Below are 18760 nucleotides of genomic sequence, written 5' to 3' on the forward strand. Positions count from 1 at the left end.
GCCGCGAGGATGATGCGCAGCACCTGCCTCAGCGGCGGCCCCCGCACCTCTCCTTGCCGTCAACCACCTGGACCGCCACGTCCAGCGTGCCGTCGGCCAGGCTTCCCCAGGCATAGACGATGGTGTTCTTGCCACCTTCGACGGTGATATCAGCCGGGCCAATCACGGGGTCGGTGGTCCCTGCCGCTGCCACCGAAGCTGAAACCGTGCCGGCCTTCAGCTTCAGGGTTGCCTCGTCCGGGTTGCTGAGGCCTTCAATTACGGCGGTTCCGCCGGCCAGTACGTCCACCGCGGGCGCTGCGGCGACGTGCCGGACCGTGAGCTTGCCCTTCGTGTCATTTCCGGGAGCCTTGGTGTCGTTCGTGAAAAGGGACGCGGTAGGGGCTCCGTCCGCGTCAAGGTGCGCCACTGCCGTGTAGTTGCGTCCCTCGTCGAGCTGCACGTCGACCGGGCCGATCACCGGGTTTTCGGCGCTGGTGGCGTCCGATGCGGTGATGGCGATCTGGTAATCGCCGGCGGCCAGTTCCAGTGGTCCGGCCAGGGTCCCGGGCGTGAAGTCATCAAGGGTGAGCTCGCCATTCACCCATACATCCACGGTCAGGCCGGGAACGCCGTGCAGGACGGACAGCAGGGCGGGGTCGTCATCGTGGTGCCAGTTGCCGGCCTGGGCGGGAGCGGCGAAGGCCAGTGAAGCAGCAAGGGAAAGTGCTCCAGCGGCGTAGGCTATTTTGCGCATGTCGAACTCCTTGGGGGATGCCCGGTATCCGGGCTGGTGATGCTGACATGCTTATTACCTCTGCAGTGCCGCCCATGGATGCACCGCCCGGGAATTTTTTTCGTTAGTTCTTCCGCTTCATCAGCAGGTTGGTGATGCGCAGGGTGCACAGCCGCTGGCCTGCCTCGTTGGTGATCAGCACCTCGTGCGTGGCCAGCGTGCCGCCCAGGTGGATGGGGGTGGCCGTGATGGTCACCTGGCCCTCGCGCGCGGAGCGGTGGTGCGTGGCGGAAACGTCAACGCCCACCGCCGTCTTGCCCATGGTGCTCGCGTGGATGACGGCCGCCCAGGACCCCACCGCCTCACCCACAGCCAGTGAGGCGCCGCCGTGCAGCAGCCCGAACGACTGCCGGTTGCCCTCCACGGGCATGGTGGCCACCACGCGCTCCACGGACTCCTCCAAGATTTTCACGCCCATCTTCTCGTCCAGCTCCCCGAGGGTGATTTTCCAGAGCTCGTGCTGGCTGGCGGAAGCGTCCTGGGGTGACGGGGCGTTCATGCGTTCTCCTTTGGGTGGCCAATTCGGTCCTGGCCTTCTAGTGTGCAGCACGGCACTTCATGTATGGTGAATATATTACCGAACGGACGGTCAGTAATGGCCGCCTTGTTTGCCTGCCCCCTTGTTGGAAGGACCGTCAACGATGACCACCACAGCCACAGCTCCCCAGGCCACGGTCGACACCGTGGAGACAGTGCCCAGCTTCGTCATGGACGCATGGTGGACGCCCGACGCCGGCTCCTCGGCTTCCGCGGTCCCCGTCCGGGATGCGAGCACGGGGGAGATCCTGGCCAAGGTGAGCACGGAAGGCCTGGATCTTGCCGCCGTCGTGGAGTACGGCCGCACCACCGGCCAGGCTGAGCTGGGCCGGCTGACGTTCCACCAGCGCGCCCTCAAGCTCAAGGAGCTGGCGCAGTACCTGAACGCGCGCCGCGAGCACTTCTACAACTTCTCATTCCAGACCGGCGCCACCAAGATCGATTCCATGGTGGACATCGACGGCGGCATCGGCGTCCTGTTCACCTTCGGCTCCAAGGGCCGGCGTGAGCTGCCCAACTCCCAGGTGGTGGTGGACGGCCCCATGGAGGTGCTGTCCAAGGACGGCTCCTTCGCGGGCGAACACATCTACACCCGCATCCCCGGCGTTGCCGTGCAGATCAACGCCTTCAACTTCCCCGTCTGGGGCATGCTCGAGAAGTTCGCCCCCGCCTTCTTGGCCGGCGTCCCCACCATCGTCAAGCCGGCCACCCCCACTGGCTATGTTGCCGCCGCCGTGGTCAAGGCCATCGTTGAGTCCAACATCCTGCCCAAGGGTTCGCTGCAGCTCATCTCCGGTTCCGTCCGCGGGCTCCTGGATGTACTCGATTACCGCGACCTGGTGGCGTTCACCGGGTCCGCCTCCACGGCCAAGTCCTTGAAGTCCCACCCGAACGTGGTGGAGGGCGGCGTCCGGTTCACGTCTGAGACCGACTCCCTGAACGCTGCCATCCTTGGCCCCGACGCCGTGGAGGGGACCCCGGAATTCGACGCCTTCGTCAAGTCCGTGGTCACCGAGATGACTGTCAAGGCAGGCCAGAAATGCACCGCCATCCGGCGCGCCATCGTGCCGCAGGAACTGGTGCCTGCCGTGTCGGCAGCCATCGGCAAGCGCATCGCCGAGCGCGTGGTCCTGGGCGACCCCCGCGGCGAAGGCGTCACCATGGGCGCCCTTGCGTCGGTGGAACAGCTGGAGGACGTCCGCGCAGCCGTCCAGTCAATGCTCGACGCCGGCGGTGAGCTAGCGTACGGAACGCTCGAATCGCCGTCGGTCACCTCCGCCGACGGAACCACCGGGGTAGTGGACGGTGGGGCCTTCATGGCTCCCGTCGTCCTGAACTGGGACAACCCGGAAGCGGAAGCCATCCACTCGCTGGAGGCGTTCGGGCCGGTATCCTCCGTTATCGGCTACAAGGACCTGGCCGACGCCGTCCGCCTGGCCGCCCGCGGCGGAGGTTCGCTGGTGGCCTCAGTGTGCACCAACGATCCCGAGGCGGCCCGCGAACTGGTCACCGGCATCGCGGCCCACCACGGCCGCGTCTTGATGCTGAACCGCGAGGACGCCCGGTCCTCCACCGGCCACGGCTCACCCGTTCCCCACCTGGTCCACGGCGGCCCCGGACGCGCGGGCGGCGGCGAGGAACTGGGCGGGATCCGGTCCGTGCTGCACCACATGCAGCGGACCGCCATCCAGGGCTCCCCGAACATGCTGACCGCGGTCACCGGTGTGTGGCACACCGGGGCTGACCGCAACTTCACCGTGGAGACCGAGGGCGCGCATCCGTTCCGGAAGCACCTGTCCACCCTGCGGATCGGCGACGCCGTCCGTTCCGACCTGCGGCAGGTCACCCTGGAGGACATCAGCGCGTTCGCCCACTCCACCGGGGACACGTTCTACGCCCACACCAACCAGGAAGCAGCCGAAGCCAACCCGTTCTTCCCGGGCATCGTGGCGCACGGCTACCTGCTGCTGAGCTGGGCTGCCGGACTCTTCGTGGAGCCTGCGCCGGGCCCAGTCCTGGCCAACTACGGCCTGGAGAACGCACGCTTCCTCACCCCGGTTGCCGCCGGCGATTCCATCCGGGTGACCCTCACCGCCAAGAAGATCACCCCGCGTGAAACCGACGAATACGGTGAGGTGGCCTGGGACGCCGTGCTCACCAACCAGAACGACGAAATCGTGGCAACGTACGACGTCCTCACCCTGGTCGAAAAGTAACCACCAACGCCCCATCACTTACCGCCGGTTCTTCCCAAACGCCCCATCACTTCTTTGAGGAAAGTGATCGGGTGTTTGGGTTTGGTGGGCGGGAAGTGATGGGGCGTTTGGGTTTGGGAGGCGGGAAGTGATGGGGCGTTTGGACCGGTTCTTTTTACTGCTGCCGGGCGTAAGATTCTGCCCGTAGGAGGTGGCCCCAATGACCCTGAAAATGAACACAGCCACAACCATCCTTCCGGTCGACGATGCGGCCCGCGCCCGCAGCTTCTACACCGAAAAACTCGGACTGCCGCACCGCGGAATGACCGATGACGGAAGCGAATTGCTGGGCGCCGACGGCGGTCCCATGCTGCAGCTGATGCCGGTCTCGGACGGCAGGCACTCGGACCATACCGCGCTGAGTTTTGAGGTCGCGGATATAGAGGCGGCAGTCCGTGACATGGAGGCAAGGGGCGTCATGTTCCAGGACTACGACCTGCCCACCCTGAAGACAGAGAACCATATCTGCACCACGGAATCGGAAAAGTGCGCATGGTTCATGGACACCGAGCACAACATCCTGTGCATCCACCAAAACCTGGGCGGCGCGCTCGAGTACCAGGTCTAGGCGCGGTGGGTGCAAACCACGTGAGCACAAACTAAAGCAGCAGGGGTACCCCGGTCGGATCGGGGTATCCCTGCTGCCTCAGTTCAAGGAGAGTCAGCTTTCGGCGCCGCCGTGCAGGGCGTCGTCGCTGCTGTCATCCTCGGGGCCGGTTCCGCGGCCGTCTTCGCTGCGGTCGGAGAGGTCCATGTTGCCGCGGGCCTCATCCATGGTGGGCCCGCCTCGCGGGACGCTGTAGGTGTCGGGGCGGATGCCGTGCGACTGTTCCTCGATCAGGGCCTGCTCCTCGCTGAAGCGGATCACGTTGGCCTCGTCGCCGGCGTCGCCGGGAATGTCCTCACGGAGCTTTGACGGATCCGGAACGATGAATCCTGCGTCCGGTTCTTCCTTGGGGTGACTCATGTTTCTTCCTTCCTATCGGGTGGTTGTGGCGGCGGGGCGGTCGGTGAGGTCCACCTTGATATCCAGGGTCTGGTCGCCCCGCTTGACCTTGAAGCCTACGGTGTCGCCGGGGTTGCGCTTGCGCAGTTCCGCCAGGAGCTTCTCCGGCGTGGTGAGCTCCACCCCCTCCATGGACGCCAGGACGTCGCCGGGGCGGATTCCTGCCTTCCCCGCCGGACCGTCAGCGTCTGCGGCGAGGACCACGACTCCGGATCCTGCCTCGATGCCCAGTTGGGCGGCGATCTGGGCCGTCAGTTCGCCCGGGGTAAGGCCCAGGTAGGCGTGCTTGGCGGTGCCGTTGGCCAACAGTTCCTCCGCCACGTCCACGGCGGTGGCGGCGGGGATGGCGAAGCCAAGGGAGACCGCGCCGGCTGACGGCGGGATGTACGCCTCGCTGATCCCGATTACCTCGCCGCGCATGTTGATCACGGCGCCGCCGGAGTTGCCGGGGCTGATGGGGGCGTCCGTCTGGATAAGGTCCACCAGCGAGAGGCTGTTAGAAGCGGAGCCCGGGATGGAGCGGTGCAGCCCGGAAATGATGCCCGCGGTGGCCGTGTTCTCGAATCCGAGCGGGGAGCCCAGGACCAGCGCGCCCTCGCCTACCTTGGGCAGGGTGCTTTGGTAGGTGGGCTTGGGCAGGCCCGTGCGCTTGGCCTGGACCAGCGCGAGGTCGGTCACGGGATCGCTTGCCTTGACAGTCCCTTCGACGCGCTGCCCGTCCGCGAACCCCACCTCCACGGTAGTGGCGCCGCGGATCACATGCTCATTGGTGAGGATCAGGCCGTCCGCGGAGTACACCACGCCGCTGCCCAGGCCGCCCTCGGTGAAGATGGTGACCACGGAAGGTGAAAGGTTCTCCACGAGTTGCGGCAGGTTGCCGGCTGCGGTTCCGGAATCGGAGCCACCGCCGGCGCTTGGCGCTGCTGAGCCGGGAGCTCCGGAGGCAGCAGCCGACGGCGATGCCTCGCCAGGGGAGGCGCTGCTGGAGGCTGGGGGACTTGGCGTACCCGTGCAGCCGCTGAGTGCCAGGGCTGCGGCAACGAGGCCGCCCGTCAGAACTGTCCGGAGGCGGCATGAACACCGTGGACCGATGGCCTGGCTCATTCAGGACCTCCCTGCGGACGATGGCTTTCTACCACCGTAGCCGGGGAGCCCGCAAAATACCAAGCACCCTTATTAGTTGGCTGCGGACCGGTGCATCCGGGCCTACACGTCCGCGTGGAGGCCGTCGAACGCCATGGTGATGACGTCGTCGGCCAGCCGTTTCGGGGACAGGGAACCGCCAGGCTTGTACCATTCCACGATCGAGTTGATCATGCCGAACAGGAGCCTCGTGACGGTGCGGGGATCGATGTCCTGGCGGAGCGAGCCTTCATCGCGGGCGGCGGAAATCAGCGCGGCTACCTTATGGTCGAAGGTCCGGCGGCGTTCCAGCGCGTCCCGCTCAATCTCCGTATTGCCCCGCAGCCGCAGCAGCAGGGTGACGAAAGGCAAGCGGTCCACCAGCACCGCCACCGTTTGCCGGAGGACGAACTCCAGCCGGGCATCGGCGGCCCCGGAGGTGGCCTCCGGCTGCTCCAGGATGGCCTCAAGGCCGCCCAGCGCGTGATCAAGGGCAAGCTTGAGCAGGTCGCCTTTGGACGGCACGTGGTGGTAGATGGCGGACTTGGAGATGCCCAGGTTGTCCGCCAGGATCCCCATGGATGTGGCGTCGTAGCCGTGGCGGTTGAAGACGTCGACGGCGATGCGCAGCACGGACTGCTGGTCGTAGCCGGGGCGGCCGCGCTTAGCTGTTCCGTTGGCTGCTGCGCCGGCGGGGCTGGATGTTTCAGTGGTGCTGGGCATAGTGGCTAGTTTCTCACGAACGGTCGGTCGGTCCGGGAGCTCCGGGCCGGCCGGGCGGCAACCCGGCCGGCGTCGGCTATGCCCGGCAACATCTTTCGCTACGCCTTCGGCCGCATGTCGTAGATGCGGCGCAGCTTGCCGTTGGAGCGCTCCAGCGAGCCCGGGTCCACCACGTTCACGGTGCACGAAGAACCCACGTGGATCTTGATCTGCTCCTTCAAGGTGCGTGCCGCCGTCGTGCTCTGCTCAACGGTGACCGTGTCCCGGCGCTCGATGCGCACGGTCAGCTGGTCCATCCGCTGGCCTTCCGGGCGGGTCAGTTCGAGCTGGAAATGCGGGCTGAGTTCGGGGATCCGGAGGGCGATTTCCTCGATCTGGGACGGGAACAGGTTCACGCCCCGCAGGATGATCATGTCGTCGCTGCGGCCGGTGATGCGGCCCATCCGGCGGTGTGCCGGACGTGCCGAGCCGGGCAGCAGGCGGGTGAGGTCCTTGGTGCGGTAGCGGATGATCGGCAGCGCTTCCTTGGTGAGCGAGGTGAAGACCAGTTCGCCGTGCTCGCCGTCCCGCAGGACGTTTTCCTTGCCGGGGGCCGGGTTGAAGGGGTCGATGATTTCGGGGCGGAAGTGGTCCTCCCAGATGTGGCTGCCGTCCTGGGTTTCCACGGCCTCACCGGCGACGCCCGGGCCCATGACCTCGGACAGGCCGTAGATGTCGCATGCCTTGATGTTCATCATCACTTCGAGTTCGTGGCGCATCTCCTGGGTCCACGGCTCGGCGCCGAGGACGGCGAACTTCAGCGAGGTGGAGGCGGGGTCGATGCCCATGTGCGCCATGGCGTCGGCGATGGTGAGCAGGTAGGTGGGGGTGGCCAGGATGGCGTCTGGCTTGAAGTCCTGGATCAGCTGGATCTGGCGTTCGGTCTGGCCGCCGGACATGGGGATGACGGTGCAGCCCAAGGCTTCTGCGCCGGCGTGCGCGCCGAGGCCGCCGGTGAACAGGCCGTAGCCGTAGGCGTTGTGGACCTTCATGCCGGGGCGGATGCCGGAGGCGCGGAAGCTGCGGGCCACGAGCTTGGCCCAGTCGGCGAGGTCCTGCTTGGTGTAGCCGACGACGGTGGGCCGGCCCGTGGTGCCCGAGCTGGCGTGGATCCGGGCTACTTCGCTCTGCGGCACCGCGAACATGCCGAACGGGTATTCCTCGCGCAGGTCGTCCTTGGTGGTGAAGGGGAAGTTGCCCAGGTCCTCGAGTTCACGCAGGTCGTTGGGATGGATGCCGGCCTCGTCGAACTTGCGCTTGTACAGGGGGACCCGGTCGTAGGCGTACTGGACCGTGTGCTGCAGGCGGCTGAGCTGGAGGGCTTCGAGCTCGTCGCGCGAGATGGTTTCCTCGCGGTCCAGGACGGCGTCGGTGCCGGCGCCTGCGGACTCCTGGGTGGAAACGGCAGCGGCGGGGGTTTCGGGGGCATGCAGGGTCATGGTTTTCCTACTTCTTGGGGATGGTGCGGCTGCGTCCGCGGAACTCGGCGATGAGCTCGCCCGGGGAATTGGGCTGTTTTTCGGAAGCCGGGGTACCGGCATCCGCGGCGAAAATCTGGATGTCGTACAGGCCGCTGCGGCCGGCACTGGAGCGGCGGTCCGCCACTGCCGTGAGTACCTGGCCCCGGAAGGCGGGCTTGAGGAAGTTGATGTCGACGCCGGAGGCGACGGTGATGGTGCTTTCCTCGCCGGGTGCAGGGTGGATGGGGTTGCACGCCAGGGCGAAAGCAGTGTCGCCGAAGGCGAAGATCATTCCGCCGTGGGCCATGCCGAAGCCGTTGAGCATTTCCTGCCGGAGCGTCATCCGGATGGTGGCGTGGCCGTCGCTGAGGGCCAGGACCTCGATTCCCATCCATTCGGAGGCGTAGTCGTTTTCCAGGATGGGGTGGGTGGCCCCGGAAACTGTCGTTTCAGCCATGCGTCATTGCCTCCAGCTTTATTTACCGAATGTTCATTAGGTAATCCCATGAGGGGGTCCGGTGTCAAGAGGAGGCGGCTCCGCGCGTGCCTTCCCGCGCCCCTCCGCGAGATGGCACTTGGCGGCAGTCCCCGTCCCCGACATTGCCCTGAAGTGCCATCTCGCGGGACAGAAGTGCAAGGATGGGGGGACCGGCACCAGCAAGAACAGCAAAGGGCGGACCATGGCCAAAGGCATCTACGTCAGCGCAACCACCCCCGGCTCGGGCAAGTCCCTGGTGGCGCTCGGCCTGGCGGATACCCTGCACCGGCATGCGGACAGGATTGGCTTCTTCAAGCCGGTGGTCCACGGGCCCTCGGCCGCCAATGACCCGATGGTGGCCCTGATGAAGGCCCGGTTCGCCCTGGATGACGATCGTTGCCGCGGCGGCCTGACCTACGACGAGGTCCGCACCCTGCTCGCGGAAGGAAACCGGGCGGAAATCGATGCCCGGTGCGTGGAGATCTTCGCTGACATCGCGCGCCACTGCGACGTGGTGATCGTGGAAGGCACCGACCTGGTGGGCCAGGACTCCGCCGTCGAGTTCGACCTCAACGCCCGGCTGGCCAACAACCTCGCCACACCTGTGGTGGCGGTGGTGGGGGCCAAGGGGCGGACCGTCGCTGAGACCGCCGCCGCCGTCGAGGTTGCCCGCAAGGAGCTCGCCGCCGAACGGTGCGCCCTGCTGGCCATCATGGTGAACAGGGCCAGCGCCGGGGAGCTGGACGCCATCGCGGCTGCCCTGAAGCCCGGGGCGTCCGGCCGACCGGTGTATATCCTGCCTGAGCTGGAAGAGATCGCCCGTCCCACCACCGGTGAGGTGGCAGCGGCGCTGGGCGTTCGCCAGATCGCGGGAACGCCGGACATGGAACGCGACGTCAGGGACATCAAGGTGGCCGCCATGAACGTGGGCAACTTCCTGAACGTGCTGGACGAGGGCGCCCTGGTGATCGTGCCGGGGGACCGGGCCGACGTGATGGTGGCCTGCCTGGCCTCCTCCTTCTCGCCCGAATTTCCCGTGGCTTCGGCGCTCATCCTCACCGGTGGCCTGGCCCCGGACGCCAACATCTACCCGCTCCTGGCGCAGGCGCCGTTCCCTGTGTTTGCCGCGGACGAGGACACGTACCAGACCGCCCGCCGGGTGTCCGAGGTGCGCAGCGAGATCTGGTCGGGCCACCGGCGCAAGGTGGCCTCCGCCCTGGGCCTCTGGTCCCGGCGGGTGGATGAGGCCGAACTGGTGGAGCGGCTGCACCTGCCGCGGGCCGAGCGGATGACGCCGCTGCGGTTCCTGCACGACCTCATCGAGCGGGCCCGGGCGCAGCGCCGCCACGTGGTGCTCCCGGAGGGGACTGACGTCCGGATCCTGCGGGCCGCCGAAATCCTGCACCGCCGCGATGTGTGCGACCTGACGCTCCTGGGCCCGGAATCCGACGTCCGTGAGCTGGCTGCGGCCAACGGCATCGACCTGTCCGGCATCAATGTCATCGACCCCGCCACTTCCGACCTGCGGCTCAAATTCGCCGAGAAGTATGCCGAACTGCGGGCGCACAAGGGCGTGGACCTGCCCAAGGCGCTGGAGATCATGCAGGACGGAAGCTACTTCGGCACCATGATGGTCCAGCTGGGCGTGGTGGACGGCATGGTGTCCGGCGCCGCCCACACCACCGCCCACACCATCCGGCCGGCCCTGGAGTTCGTGAAAACCCGTGAGGGCGTGAAGATCGTGTCCTCGGTGTTCCTGATGCTGATGCCGGACCGGGTGCTGGTCTACGGCGACTGCGCCGTGAACCCGGATCCCAACGTGGAGCAGCTGGCGGACATCGCCCTGGCCTCGGCCGAGACCGCGGCGCAGTTTGGGGTGGAGCCGCGGGTGGCGATGCTCTCCTACTCCACCGGCGGCTCAGGCTTTGGCGAAGCGGTGGACGAGGTGCGGCAGGCCACCGAACTGGTGCGCCAGCGCCGCCCGGACCTCGCCGTGGAGGGCCCCATCCAGTACGACGCCGCCGTGGATGCCTCGATCGCCGCATCCAAGATGCCCGGTTCCACCGTCGCGGGGCAGGCCACCGTGTTCATCTTCCCGGACCTGAACACCGGCAACAACACCTACAAGGCTGTGCAGCAGAGCTCCGGTGCCGTGGCCGTGGGGCCGGTCCTGCAGGGGCTGCGGAAGCCCGTGAATGATCTCTCCCGCGGCTGCACGGTGGAGGACATCGTGAACACGGTGGCCATCACGGCCATCCAGGCGCAAGCGCAGAATCCAGCGCAGGCCCAGGTCGCCGCACACGCCCCCGCGGAGGCACCCGCCTCCTAGGAGACCACCTACAAAGTACGACGCCGGCACTTTGGTGAGTGCCGGCGTCGTCCTTTTGCGTGTGGATCCGTCAGCTGTTGTCCGGCTTGGCCAGGCTCTCCGGGTCTTCCTGTTTGGCCGGCTCGTCCGAAAGGCCCTGCGGCGTGAGGTCCAGGCCTTCCCGGTCTTGAGGAGCCTCAGGCGCCTCCCCGGTCTCGGCCGCCTTGAGGTTGCCGGTGTCGTCCAGGGCCGGGTTGGCGCCCTCCACCCCCGTGGGGTCATCCTTGCTGCCCGAGTCGGGTTGCGCGTTCAGCGGGGCGGTGCTGCTGGATCCCGTGTTGGTGGGGTCGTTCTCGTCGATCGAATTGGGCTCGTTCGTCATGGAATTGTCCTCTCGGCGTGGTCCAGCCTTGTCCGCCGACTCTATGCACAGGCTTCGCTGATCCGCAAGGAACGGCACGGGGAGGGCTGCCACATATAGCGGGCAACCTATAGTGGGGGTTGAACTGCAGACGCCAGGCTGAGGAGGCCCCGCATGCTCGTGCTCGTCATCAACTCCGGTTCGTCGTCGCTGAAGTACCAGGTCCGGGACGTGGCCGCCGGCACGGTGCTCACCGAGGGACTGATCGAGAAGATCGGCATGGGCAACGGCGGGGGCGGCGACGGTGAGGTCGAAGGCCCGCGGGACCATGCCGAGGCCCTGGAGCAGGTTGACGCAGCGATTCACGAGGAACTGGGGGACCGGGAACTGGGCGCCGTGGGGCACCGGGTGGTCCACGGCGGCGAGCGGTTCGCTGAGCCCGTGCTGGTGGACAACGAGATCACGCGTGCCATCGAACGCCTCAACCCGCTGGCGCCGCTGCACAACCCCGCCAACGTCCTGGGCATCCGGGCCATCACTAAGAAGTGGCCCAAGATGCCGCAGGTGGCCGTCTTTGACACCGCCTTCCACCGCACCCTGCCCGAGCACGCCTGGCGGTACGCCGTCCCGGACGAGCTCTACACCAACCACGGCATCCGCCGTTACGGCTTCCACGGCACGTCGCACGAGTATGTCGCGCGCCGGTCGGCGGCGCTGCTGGACCTTCCCGTCGAAGAGTTCGACGGCGTCATCGCCCACCTGGGCAACGGCGCCTCGGTGACGGCTATCCGCGGCGGACACTCGGTGGACACCTCCATGGGTTTCACCCCGCTCGAGGGCCTGGTGATGGGCACCCGCTCCGGCGACCTGGACCCCTCCATCCTGGTGTTCCTTGGCCGCGCGGGCTGGACGCCGGAGGACATCGACACCATGCTCAACCGGGAATCCGGGCTGAAGGGCCTGGCCGGCAACAACGACATGCGCTCCGTGGTGGAGGCCTCCGAGTCCGGCGATGAACGCGCCTCGATGGCGCTCGCCGTGGCGTCCTACCGGCTGGCCAAGTACATCGGCGGCTACCACGTGGCGGTGGGCGGGGCCAAAGCGTTGGTGTTCACCGCCGGCATCGGCGAGAACTCACAGCAGTTCCGGGCGCAGGTGGCGGACCGGCTGGGCGCGCTGGGCATAGAGCTCGACGCCGGCCTGAACGCCCAGCGGTCAAAGGAACCGCGCGTCATTTCCACTCAGTCCTCCGCGATCCCCGTCCTGGTGGTTCCCACGGACGAGGAGCGCGCCATCGCGGAGGCGACCGCCGCCGTCGTCGCCTCATCGGCTGCTCCGTAATTGTCCTTTTGAGCCTCCGAAACGACAACTAGTCAGCAATGGATGGGGTGGAGGGGCTCTACGCCCGGCCCTTGAGGATCAGGTTCCAGTAGACCTTGGGGAACAGGTCCCGGTCCACCACCCAGGACAGCCTGCTTTCGTTCCAAGTGGGAACGCGCGGAATGCTGGGCATGGGCCGGTACCTGTCATCGAACTCGGCGAAGACCACGGTGTTCCGCGACACGGTGAACGGGCATACCGAGTAGCCGTCATACTTGGCGCGCAGCGGCTTTCCTTTCCGGGCTGCCACAATGTTCTTCGCCACCACCTTGGTCTGCTTGCGCAGGGATCCGCCCGACTTGGAATTGGTGGTACCCGCGGCGTCTCCCAGGGACCACACATTGGGGTACCGGAGATGCCGCAGCGTCTGCCGGTCCACCTCCACGAAGCCGCCGGCGTCACCGTTAGCCGGCAGGTCCGTGGCCTTCAGCCAGTCCGGGGCCGACTGCGGGGGGACGGCATTGAGGACGTCGTACGTCAGGTCCTCCGTGGTGTGCGCGGCGTGGTCGCGGATGGTGGCGCGGCGGCCGGCAGGGCTCACCGCCACCAGCTCGCTGTTGGTCCGCAGTTCGATGCCGTACTCGGCGATCTTGCGGTCCAGTTCCCGGTCCACTTCCGGCACCCCGAACACGGTGGGGTAGGGCTGGACCATGACCACCCGGATCTTGTCCAAGACCCCCTGTTCCCGCCAGTAGTCGCAGGCCAGGTACATCGGTTTCTGGGCTGCGCCGCCGCACTTGATGGGCCCTGCCGGCATGCTGAAAATTGCGGTCCCCGACGTCATGGCGCTGAGCAGCGCCCAGGCTTTGGGGGCCAGCTCGAACTCGTAATGCGATGCGCCGTACGGTGAATGCACGGCCTCGGCGAGTCCCGGTACCGCGTTCCAGTCATACTGCAGCCCCGGGCACACCACCAGCTGGCCGTAAGCCACCTGCGCTCCGGATCCCAGGGTGACGGTGTTGGCCATCGCGTCCACGCCCACCGCGGCATCCCGGATCCAGGTGACGCCCTGGGGCATCACGGATTCCTGGCTCCGCACAGCCTCCTGGGCCGGCGCCCGGCCGCCGGCAATATGCGAGAACAGCGGCTGGTAGAGGTGGTGGTCCCTGGGCTCGATCACGGCCACGTCCTTGACGCCGTAGCGCTGCAGCCGGGCCGCCAGGGAGATCCCGGCATTGCCGCCACCGATGATTACAACCTCATGCTGGGCAGCCACGGCGCTACTTCTTCTCGGTCAGCGCGGACGCCTTGTGCGCTGCCCGGGCGCCGGTCTTGTCCGATTCCACCACGTACTGCGGCTCATCCCCGCTGGCGCGGTGCGTGTTGCCGTCGAGCTCGAAGTCGCTGGTTTTCTTTTCGACAATCCTGCCGTGCGTCTTGCCCTGTGAAGTGTTCCACTCCACGTGCGTTCCCTTGCCCAATGACATGCCTGCTCCTCTGGTGTCCCTGCGGAAAACAAGTGCCCCCCAATGGTAAGCATGGTTAGCTTTTTCCGGATATGGCGATGCGCATCGATTGCTCCGTACCTGTCGTTTAGCGAGCCCAAAACGACATTTACGGAGCAATCGATGGGTTACTTCACGCCCGCGCCGGGAAGGAGTTCGGTGGCGCCCAGGGCGTCGGCGATGAACGCGTAGTCCCAGGCCCGTTCGCGCCACTGCACGTACCGGCCGGACGCCCCGCCGTGGCCGCCGTCCATCTCGATCTTCATGACAATGGGCTGGGATCCCGTGGTCTTGTTCCGCAGCTCCTGCACCCACTTGGCAGGCTCCACGTAGAGGACGCGGGTGTCGTTGAAGGATGTGACGGCGGCGATCCTGGGGTAGGCCACCTCCCGCACGTTCTCGTAGGGCGAGTAGGACTTCATGTAGGCGTAGGCCTGCGGATCGGTAATGGGGTTGCCCCATTCCTCCCACTCCAGCGCAGACAGCGGCAGGTCAGGGTCCAGGATGCTGGTGAGCGGATCCACGAACGGCACCTGCGCCACGATGGCCGCGTACTTCTCCGGTGCCATGTTCGCCACGGCACCCATCAGCAGCCCGCCCGCCGAACCGCCCAGGGCCGCGATCCGTGCCGGGTCCACCCAGCCGGAGTTCGCCAGCCAGTCGGTGGCATCCACAAAGTCGGTGAAGGTGTTTTTCTTGGTGAGCTTCTTGCCGTCCTCGTACCAGTGCCGGCCCAGCTCCCCGCCGCCGCGGATATGCGCGATCACGAACACCACGCCGCGGTCCAGCAGCGACAGCCGCGCGATGCCGAAGCCGGGATCCATGCTCATCTCGTAGGAGCCGTACCCGTACACCAGGCCCGCCGCCGTCGAATCCTGCTTGACGCTCTTGTGCCGCAGGACGGACAGCGGGATGCGGGTGCCGTCCGCCGCCGTCGCCCATTCACGCGTGGCAACGTAGTCGCTGCCGTCGTAGCCGCCAAGGACGGGGCTTTCCTTGCGCAGCAGCAGCTCGCCCGCGGGCTGCTCCGGGGTTGGCAGGACGAAGTCATAAATACGCGACGGCGTGAAGTAGGACGTGTAACCCAGCCGGATCACGGGTGCCTCATAGTCCGAGCCGCCCACGCCTGCGGTGTAGAGCTCCTCATCGAACGCCGGTTCCACGGGCTCCTGCTGGGCAGGCGTGCCCAGCCCGGCCAGCCCCATCACCTGGACGCGTTCGATGGTGTCCTTGCGGATGGACACGATCAGGTGAGTGGCGGTGACGCCGGCACCGTTGACGCGGACATCGCCGGAATGTTCGACGACGGTCTGCCAGGTCTGTTCGGCCAGCGGCCTATCCAGCTCGGCCGGGTCAGCCAGGGAGACCATGGAGTTGATGGCGCCCCGGTTGTGCGTGAGCAGGATGCGCTCCTGCCCGTCGAGCAGGAAGGGTTCTGCCTCGTAGAGGATGCGTTCGTTTCTGGAGATCACGGTGGTGACGGCCTGTTCGGGGTCGTCGAAACGCAGCAGCCTGGTTTCGCTGTACTCCGAGCATCCGATCCCCAGCACCAGGTAGCGCCGGTCCGCGGAGAGCTCGAAGCCCAGCCACATGGCGGCGTCGTCCTCCTGGTACACCACCACGTCGTCGGCCACAGGCCTTCCCAGGACGTGCGCCTTCACCTGGTAGGGGCGCCAGGACTCGTCCACCACGGTGTAGAACAGGCGGGTACCGTCCGGGGAGAAAGCAACCCCGTAAAAGATGTTCTCGATGACATCCGGCAGGAGCTCACCGGTGCGCAGGTCCTTGATCCGCAGCGTGAACCGTTCGTCGCCGGAGTTGTCCACGGCATAGGCGTACAGATTGCCGTCCACGGTGACAGCGGTGCCGCCCACTGAAAAGAACGGCTTGCCTTCCGCCTCCACGTTGCCGTCCAGGAGGACCTCTTCACCGGGAATCCCCACCCCTGCCTCCACGGCCGGCGGAGTCCAGTCGGCCACCTTGTCCCCGGTGTCCTGCGCCTTCACCCGGCAGTGGATGCCGTATTCCTTGCCCTCCGCCGAGCGGCTGAAATACCACCAGCCGTCCTTGCGGTGCGGCACGGAAAGGTCGGTTTCCTGGGTGCGGCCCTTGATCTCCTGGAAGATGGCCTCGCGGAGCGGTTCCTGGTTGACGGTGACGGCTTCCTGGTAGGCGTTTTCGGCCCGCAGGTGCTCCACCACCTCCGGCGACTCCTTGTCCCGCAGCCATTCGTAGTTGTCCACGAACGTCTCCCCGTGGTGGGTGCGCTCGGTGGGAATCTTCTTGGCAACCGGAGGCGCCGGGACCGCGGTGCCGGTGGAGTCCTGCAGGGAAATGGAGGTCATGGATTCAATATATAGACCACCACCGTGAGTCAGCAGGCCGTTCGCTGACGGGGGAGAGGCGGCGGCCGGAAAGGAGGGCGAAAGACTCTGGGATCCTGCGCGCGGCCCCCGCAGGCTGGAATACGCTGCAAGGAAAGGAGAAGCCATGACCCCCGAATCCGGACCGGCTCCCCGGGCCAAAGCATGGCTGGCGGTGGCCAGGGGCGTGGGAACGTCCTGCCTCATGCTGGCCCGTAGGCAGGTACACCTGCCCAGGGAAAACGTGGGCCGGATGCTGCACTTCGCCGACGGAAGCACCTCACGGGTCTACCGGGAGACCGCCGTCGACCGCAGCCCCAGCGAGCCCTGCATCCTGGTGGTGGCCTTCACCCTCAGGTGGACCCGGGGCAAGGCGCACCGCTTTTTTGAAGCAGAAAGCCTGCTGAACACCCCGCTGTTCGTGGGGTTCCCGGGGTTCGTCTCCAAGCTCTGGTGCGCCCACGACACCTTCGGCGCCTACCGCGGGCTGTATGAATGGGACGGCGCGGAGCGGGCCCGCAAGTATGCCGCGGCCCTCTGGCGGGTCCTGGAACTGGTGAGCGTTCCCGGTTCCATCAGCTACAAAGTGCTTCCCGGGCTGCGCCGCGACGAGGTGCTGGCCGACCCCGGCCGGATGAAGGCCACGGACCAAGCGGACCACGCCTGGTGGCGGGTGCTTCCCAAGGCGTGAGGTCAGCGCTGGCATGGCAGTCGGGGAAAGTCCGACGGCGGACACGGACGTTTTAGTGGTGGGCGCAGGTCCCGCCGGGCTCGCCACCGCCCTCCAGGCCCACGCGCATGACGCCACCGTCCGGGTGGTGGACCGGCGCGAACACCGGGTCCGCCCGTCCCGGGCCATGATGCTGCATGCCCGGGCCCTGGAGGGCCTGCGCCCGCTGGGGGTGACCGACGAGCTGCTGGACCGGGCCGACACCACGCCGGAAGCACGCATCCACCTGGGCCGCCGCATCGTGGAGGCACGGCTGGGGCACGCGGATCTTCCTGACACCGCTTTTCCGCACCTGACCCTGGTCCGGCAGGCCGACGTCGAGGATGTGCTCTGGCATGCGCTGCAGGCCAGGGGTGTGCCCGTGGACTGGGGCGTCGAGTTCCGCGGCCTCGGAACGGAAGGTGGCGGGGCGCAGGAGCTTCCGGACGGGCCGGTTTACGCTGAGCTCCAGGCCGTTTACGGTGGCCATCAAGCGCACCGCAGCCGGTTCCTTGTCGGCTGTGACGGACAGTCGAGTACGGTCAGGAACCTCATCGGTGCACCGTGGCGCGGTGGCCCGTATGGGGTGGAAGCGGTGATGGCCGACCTGGAACTGGACGGGCCCCTGGACCCCGGTCTGCTGCACGTTGCGGTGGGGCAGGCGGGGCTGGTCTTCCTCTTCGCGCTGGGCGAAGGCGCTACATGGAGAATGCTGGCCACCCGGCCGGCAGTCCCGCCACCGGACGCCCGCTTCGGCCAGTTGGGGCCGCCCGTTCCGGAGGATGAGGTGGCGCGCCTGGTGGGGGAATCAGGGCTCGGCGCCGCCGTCCGGGAGGTGCGCTGGTCGGCGCAGGTTCCGCTGCAGCACCGGATTGCCGGGACGTTCGGCAACGATCCCATTTTCCTGGCCGGCGACGCCGCCCATGCCCATTCTCCGGCCGGCGGCCAGGGCATGAACAACGGGATACTTGACGCCCTCAACCTGGGCTGGAAGCTCGGGTTCGCCTCGACGGCAGGCAGGCCGCTGCCGGAACTGCTGGAGACCTACGGACAGGAGCGGCGGCTTGCCGCCCGGCGGGTGCTGGCACTGACGCACGTCATCTTCTTCGGGGAAGCTTCGCCGCATCCCGCCGCCCGCCTGGCCCGCGGCATCCTGCCCGTATTGGCCCCGGCCATGCCACTGCTGCTCCGGCAGCGGTGGCTCACATCCAAGGGCATCAGGCTGCTTGCCCAGCCCTTCGTGCATTACCGGAACAGCGCCATTTCCCGTGACGGCACGCCCCGGTCCGGCCGGTGGCCCAGGCCCGGGGAGCGGCTGCCGGACGCGCCCGCTTCGGTCGACGGGCGGCCGGTCCGCCTTCACGAACTGACCGCCGCCCCGGGGGTACACCTCCTGCTGGAGCGCGACGCCGGCTCCGGCGCCTTGGGTGCCGTCCCCGCCCCGGCAGGCGCTGGAAGGGTCCCGTTGCTCCACCTGCACCGGCTCACCAGCCACCCCGGCCGTGGTGTGGTCGCGGTCCGCCCCGACGGGTACGTGGGATTCCGCTGCGGGGAGGCAGACCCCGCCCAGTTGCGCGGCTGGCTGCGGCTGGTCGGTGCCGCCCGGGACTGAACGCTGCCTACCCCTGCAAGCCCCGACGTCGTGATGCCATCACTTGTGGCTCACAAGGCGGCGTCACGGAACCAAAGCTGATGGAGCAGCGGGGGAGGGTGGTTGCGGGCGGACGGCAAGCGTAGTCTGGTCAGTCCAAGGCACGTCCGCCCGGTGCGTGACCTGCCCAGTGTGATCCGCCCAGCGT

The 18760-nt window shown here is 67.2% G+C and carries 17 protein-coding genes; 6 read left to right on the top strand and 11 right to left on the bottom strand.

Annotation, left to right across the window (positions count from 1 at the left end):
- Positions 1 to 28: 28 nt before the first annotated feature.
- Positions 29 to 736, bottom strand: coding sequence for a DUF4397 domain-containing protein (locus tag ACTHQS_RS11285; protein ID WP_440168728.1), 708 nt, complete (start codon positions 734 to 736; stop codon positions 29 to 31).
- Positions 737 to 839: 103 nt separating this feature from the next.
- The gene (locus ACTHQS_RS11290) at positions 840 to 1274 is read right to left on the bottom strand and encodes a PaaI family thioesterase (RefSeq protein WP_440168730.1); all 435 of its coding nucleotides are present in this window, start codon (positions 1272 to 1274) and stop codon (positions 840 to 842) included.
- 142 nt (positions 1275 to 1416) lie between these two features.
- On the opposite strand from ACTHQS_RS11290, the gene paaZ reads away from it, so the two are divergent.
- Together paaZ and ACTHQS_RS11300 are read left to right on the top strand one after the other, a co-directional pair.
- Positions 1417 to 3528, top strand: coding sequence for a phenylacetic acid degradation bifunctional protein PaaZ (paaZ, locus tag ACTHQS_RS11295; protein ID WP_440168732.1), 2112 nt, complete (start codon positions 1417 to 1419; stop codon positions 3526 to 3528).
- A 211-nt stretch (positions 3529 to 3739) separates the two neighbouring features.
- Complete coding sequence (locus tag ACTHQS_RS11300) at positions 3740 to 4135, top strand: VOC family protein (protein WP_440168734.1); 396 nt, start codon at positions 3740 to 3742, stop codon at positions 4133 to 4135.
- A 93-nt stretch (positions 4136 to 4228) separates the two neighbouring features.
- Here the strand turns inward: ACTHQS_RS11300 and ACTHQS_RS11305 are convergent, their stop codons facing one another.
- The 5 genes from ACTHQS_RS11305 to ACTHQS_RS11325 form a co-directional block, all read right to left on the bottom strand.
- On the bottom strand, positions 4229 to 4534 hold the full coding sequence (locus tag ACTHQS_RS11305; RefSeq protein ID WP_440168737.1) for a hypothetical protein: 306 nt from the start codon (positions 4532 to 4534) through the stop codon (positions 4229 to 4231).
- A 12-nt stretch (positions 4535 to 4546) separates the two neighbouring features.
- A complete protein-coding gene (locus ACTHQS_RS11310; RefSeq protein WP_440168740.1) occupies positions 4547 to 5677 on the bottom strand; it encodes a S1C family serine protease in 1131 nt (376 codons plus the stop codon).
- Between the two features lie 102 nt (positions 5678 to 5779).
- Entirely contained in the window at positions 5780 to 6418 is a 639-nt protein-coding gene (locus ACTHQS_RS11315) for a TetR/AcrR family transcriptional regulator (protein WP_440168743.1), read from the bottom strand.
- Between the two features lie 98 nt (positions 6419 to 6516).
- Positions 6517 to 7896, bottom strand: a complete 1380-nt coding sequence (paaK, locus tag ACTHQS_RS11320) for a phenylacetate--CoA ligase PaaK (protein WP_440168745.1) — start codon at positions 7894 to 7896, stop codon at positions 6517 to 6519.
- Positions 7897 to 7903: 7 nt separating this feature from the next.
- Positions 7904 to 8374, bottom strand: a complete 471-nt coding sequence (locus ACTHQS_RS11325) for a hotdog fold thioesterase (RefSeq protein WP_440168748.1) — start codon at positions 8372 to 8374, stop codon at positions 7904 to 7906.
- A 223-nt stretch (positions 8375 to 8597) separates the two neighbouring features.
- On the opposite strand from ACTHQS_RS11325, the gene pta reads away from it, so the two are divergent.
- On the top strand, positions 8598 to 10724 hold the full coding sequence (pta, locus tag ACTHQS_RS11330; RefSeq protein ID WP_440168750.1) for a phosphate acetyltransferase: 2127 nt from the start codon (positions 8598 to 8600) through the stop codon (positions 10722 to 10724).
- Positions 10725 to 10794: 70 nt separating this feature from the next.
- Here the strand turns inward: pta and ACTHQS_RS11335 are convergent, their stop codons facing one another.
- Positions 10795 to 11085 (bottom strand): hypothetical protein, encoded by a 291-nt coding sequence (locus tag ACTHQS_RS11335; RefSeq protein ID WP_440168752.1) that lies wholly within the window; start codon positions 11083 to 11085, stop codon positions 10795 to 10797.
- A 153-nt stretch (positions 11086 to 11238) separates the two neighbouring features.
- On the opposite strand from ACTHQS_RS11335, the gene ACTHQS_RS11340 reads away from it, so the two are divergent.
- Positions 11239 to 12405 (top strand): acetate kinase, encoded by a 1167-nt coding sequence (locus tag ACTHQS_RS11340; RefSeq protein WP_440168755.1) that lies wholly within the window; start codon positions 11239 to 11241, stop codon positions 12403 to 12405.
- A gap of 58 nt (positions 12406 to 12463) precedes the next feature.
- Here the strand turns inward: ACTHQS_RS11340 and ACTHQS_RS11345 are convergent, their stop codons facing one another.
- From ACTHQS_RS11345 to ACTHQS_RS11355, 3 genes are all read right to left on the bottom strand, one after another.
- Positions 12464 to 13660, bottom strand: coding sequence for an NAD(P)/FAD-dependent oxidoreductase (locus ACTHQS_RS11345; protein ID WP_440168758.1), 1197 nt, complete (start codon positions 13658 to 13660; stop codon positions 12464 to 12466).
- 4 nt (positions 13661 to 13664) lie between these two features.
- Positions 13665 to 13871, bottom strand: coding sequence for a DUF2945 domain-containing protein (locus ACTHQS_RS11350; protein WP_440168760.1), 207 nt, complete (start codon positions 13869 to 13871; stop codon positions 13665 to 13667).
- A gap of 146 nt (positions 13872 to 14017) precedes the next feature.
- Entirely contained in the window at positions 14018 to 16234 is a 2217-nt protein-coding gene (locus tag ACTHQS_RS11355) for a S9 family peptidase (RefSeq protein ID WP_440168762.1), read from the bottom strand.
- A 145-nt stretch (positions 16235 to 16379) separates the two neighbouring features.
- Here ACTHQS_RS11355 and ACTHQS_RS11360 point away from each other — a divergent pair, with 145 nt between their 5' ends.
- Both ACTHQS_RS11360 and ACTHQS_RS11365 read left to right on the top strand, forming a co-directional pair.
- Positions 16380 to 16943 (top strand): hypothetical protein, encoded by a 564-nt coding sequence (locus ACTHQS_RS11360; protein WP_440168764.1) that lies wholly within the window; start codon positions 16380 to 16382, stop codon positions 16941 to 16943.
- 13 nt (positions 16944 to 16956) lie between these two features.
- Positions 16957 to 18573 carry an FAD-dependent monooxygenase gene (locus ACTHQS_RS11365; RefSeq protein WP_440168767.1) on the top strand — a complete coding sequence of 539 codons (1617 nt, stop codon included), beginning with the start codon at positions 16957 to 16959 and terminating at the stop codon, positions 18571 to 18573.
- Positions 18574 to 18760 lie beyond the last annotated feature (187 nt).

It is taken from the genome of Arthrobacter sp. SAFR-044, from assembly GCF_051965175.1.
In the GTDB taxonomy this organism is placed as follows: Bacteria; Actinomycetota; Actinomycetes; order Actinomycetales; family Micrococcaceae; genus Arthrobacter.

Excerpts from the sequence above, each read along its gene's own strand:
- ACTHQS_RS11285 (WP_440168728.1), bottom strand. The coding sequence starts at position 736 with ATGCGCAAAATAGCCTACGCCGCTGGAGCACTTTCCCTTGCTGCTTCA.
- ACTHQS_RS11290 (WP_440168730.1), bottom strand. The coding sequence starts at position 1,274 with ATGAACGCCCCGTCACCCCAGGACGCTTCCGCCAGCCAGCACGAGCTC.
- paaZ (WP_440168732.1), top strand. The coding sequence starts at position 1,417 with ATGACCACCACAGCCACAGCTCCCCAGGCCACGGTCGACACCGTGGAG.
- ACTHQS_RS11300 (WP_440168734.1), top strand. The coding sequence starts at position 3,740 with ATGAACACAGCCACAACCATCCTTCCGGTCGACGATGCGGCCCGCGCC.
- ACTHQS_RS11305 (WP_440168737.1), bottom strand. The coding sequence starts at position 4,534 with ATGAGTCACCCCAAGGAAGAACCGGACGCAGGATTCATCGTTCCGGAT.
- ACTHQS_RS11310 (WP_440168740.1), bottom strand. The coding sequence starts at position 5,677 with ATGAGCCAGGCCATCGGTCCACGGTGTTCATGCCGCCTCCGGACAGTT.
- ACTHQS_RS11315 (WP_440168743.1), bottom strand. The coding sequence starts at position 6,418 with ATGCCCAGCACCACTGAAACATCCAGCCCCGCCGGCGCAGCAGCCAAC.
- paaK (WP_440168745.1), bottom strand. The coding sequence starts at position 7,896 with ATGACCCTGCATGCCCCCGAAACCCCCGCCGCTGCCGTTTCCACCCAG.
- ACTHQS_RS11325 (WP_440168748.1), bottom strand. The coding sequence starts at position 8,374 with ATGGCTGAAACGACAGTTTCCGGGGCCACCCACCCCATCCTGGAAAAC.
- pta (WP_440168750.1), top strand. The coding sequence starts at position 8,598 with ATGGCCAAAGGCATCTACGTCAGCGCAACCACCCCCGGCTCGGGCAAG.
- ACTHQS_RS11335 (WP_440168752.1), bottom strand. The coding sequence starts at position 11,085 with ATGACGAACGAGCCCAATTCGATCGACGAGAACGACCCCACCAACACG.
- ACTHQS_RS11340 (WP_440168755.1), top strand. The coding sequence starts at position 11,239 with ATGCTCGTGCTCGTCATCAACTCCGGTTCGTCGTCGCTGAAGTACCAG.
- ACTHQS_RS11350 (WP_440168760.1), bottom strand. The coding sequence starts at position 13,871 with ATGTCATTGGGCAAGGGAACGCACGTGGAGTGGAACACTTCACAGGGC.
- ACTHQS_RS11355 (WP_440168762.1), bottom strand. The coding sequence starts at position 16,234 with ATGACCTCCATTTCCCTGCAGGACTCCACCGGCACCGCGGTCCCGGCG.
- ACTHQS_RS11360 (WP_440168764.1), top strand. The coding sequence starts at position 16,380 with ATGACCCCCGAATCCGGACCGGCTCCCCGGGCCAAAGCATGGCTGGCG.
- ACTHQS_RS11365 (WP_440168767.1), top strand. The coding sequence starts at position 16,957 with ATGGCAGTCGGGGAAAGTCCGACGGCGGACACGGACGTTTTAGTGGTG.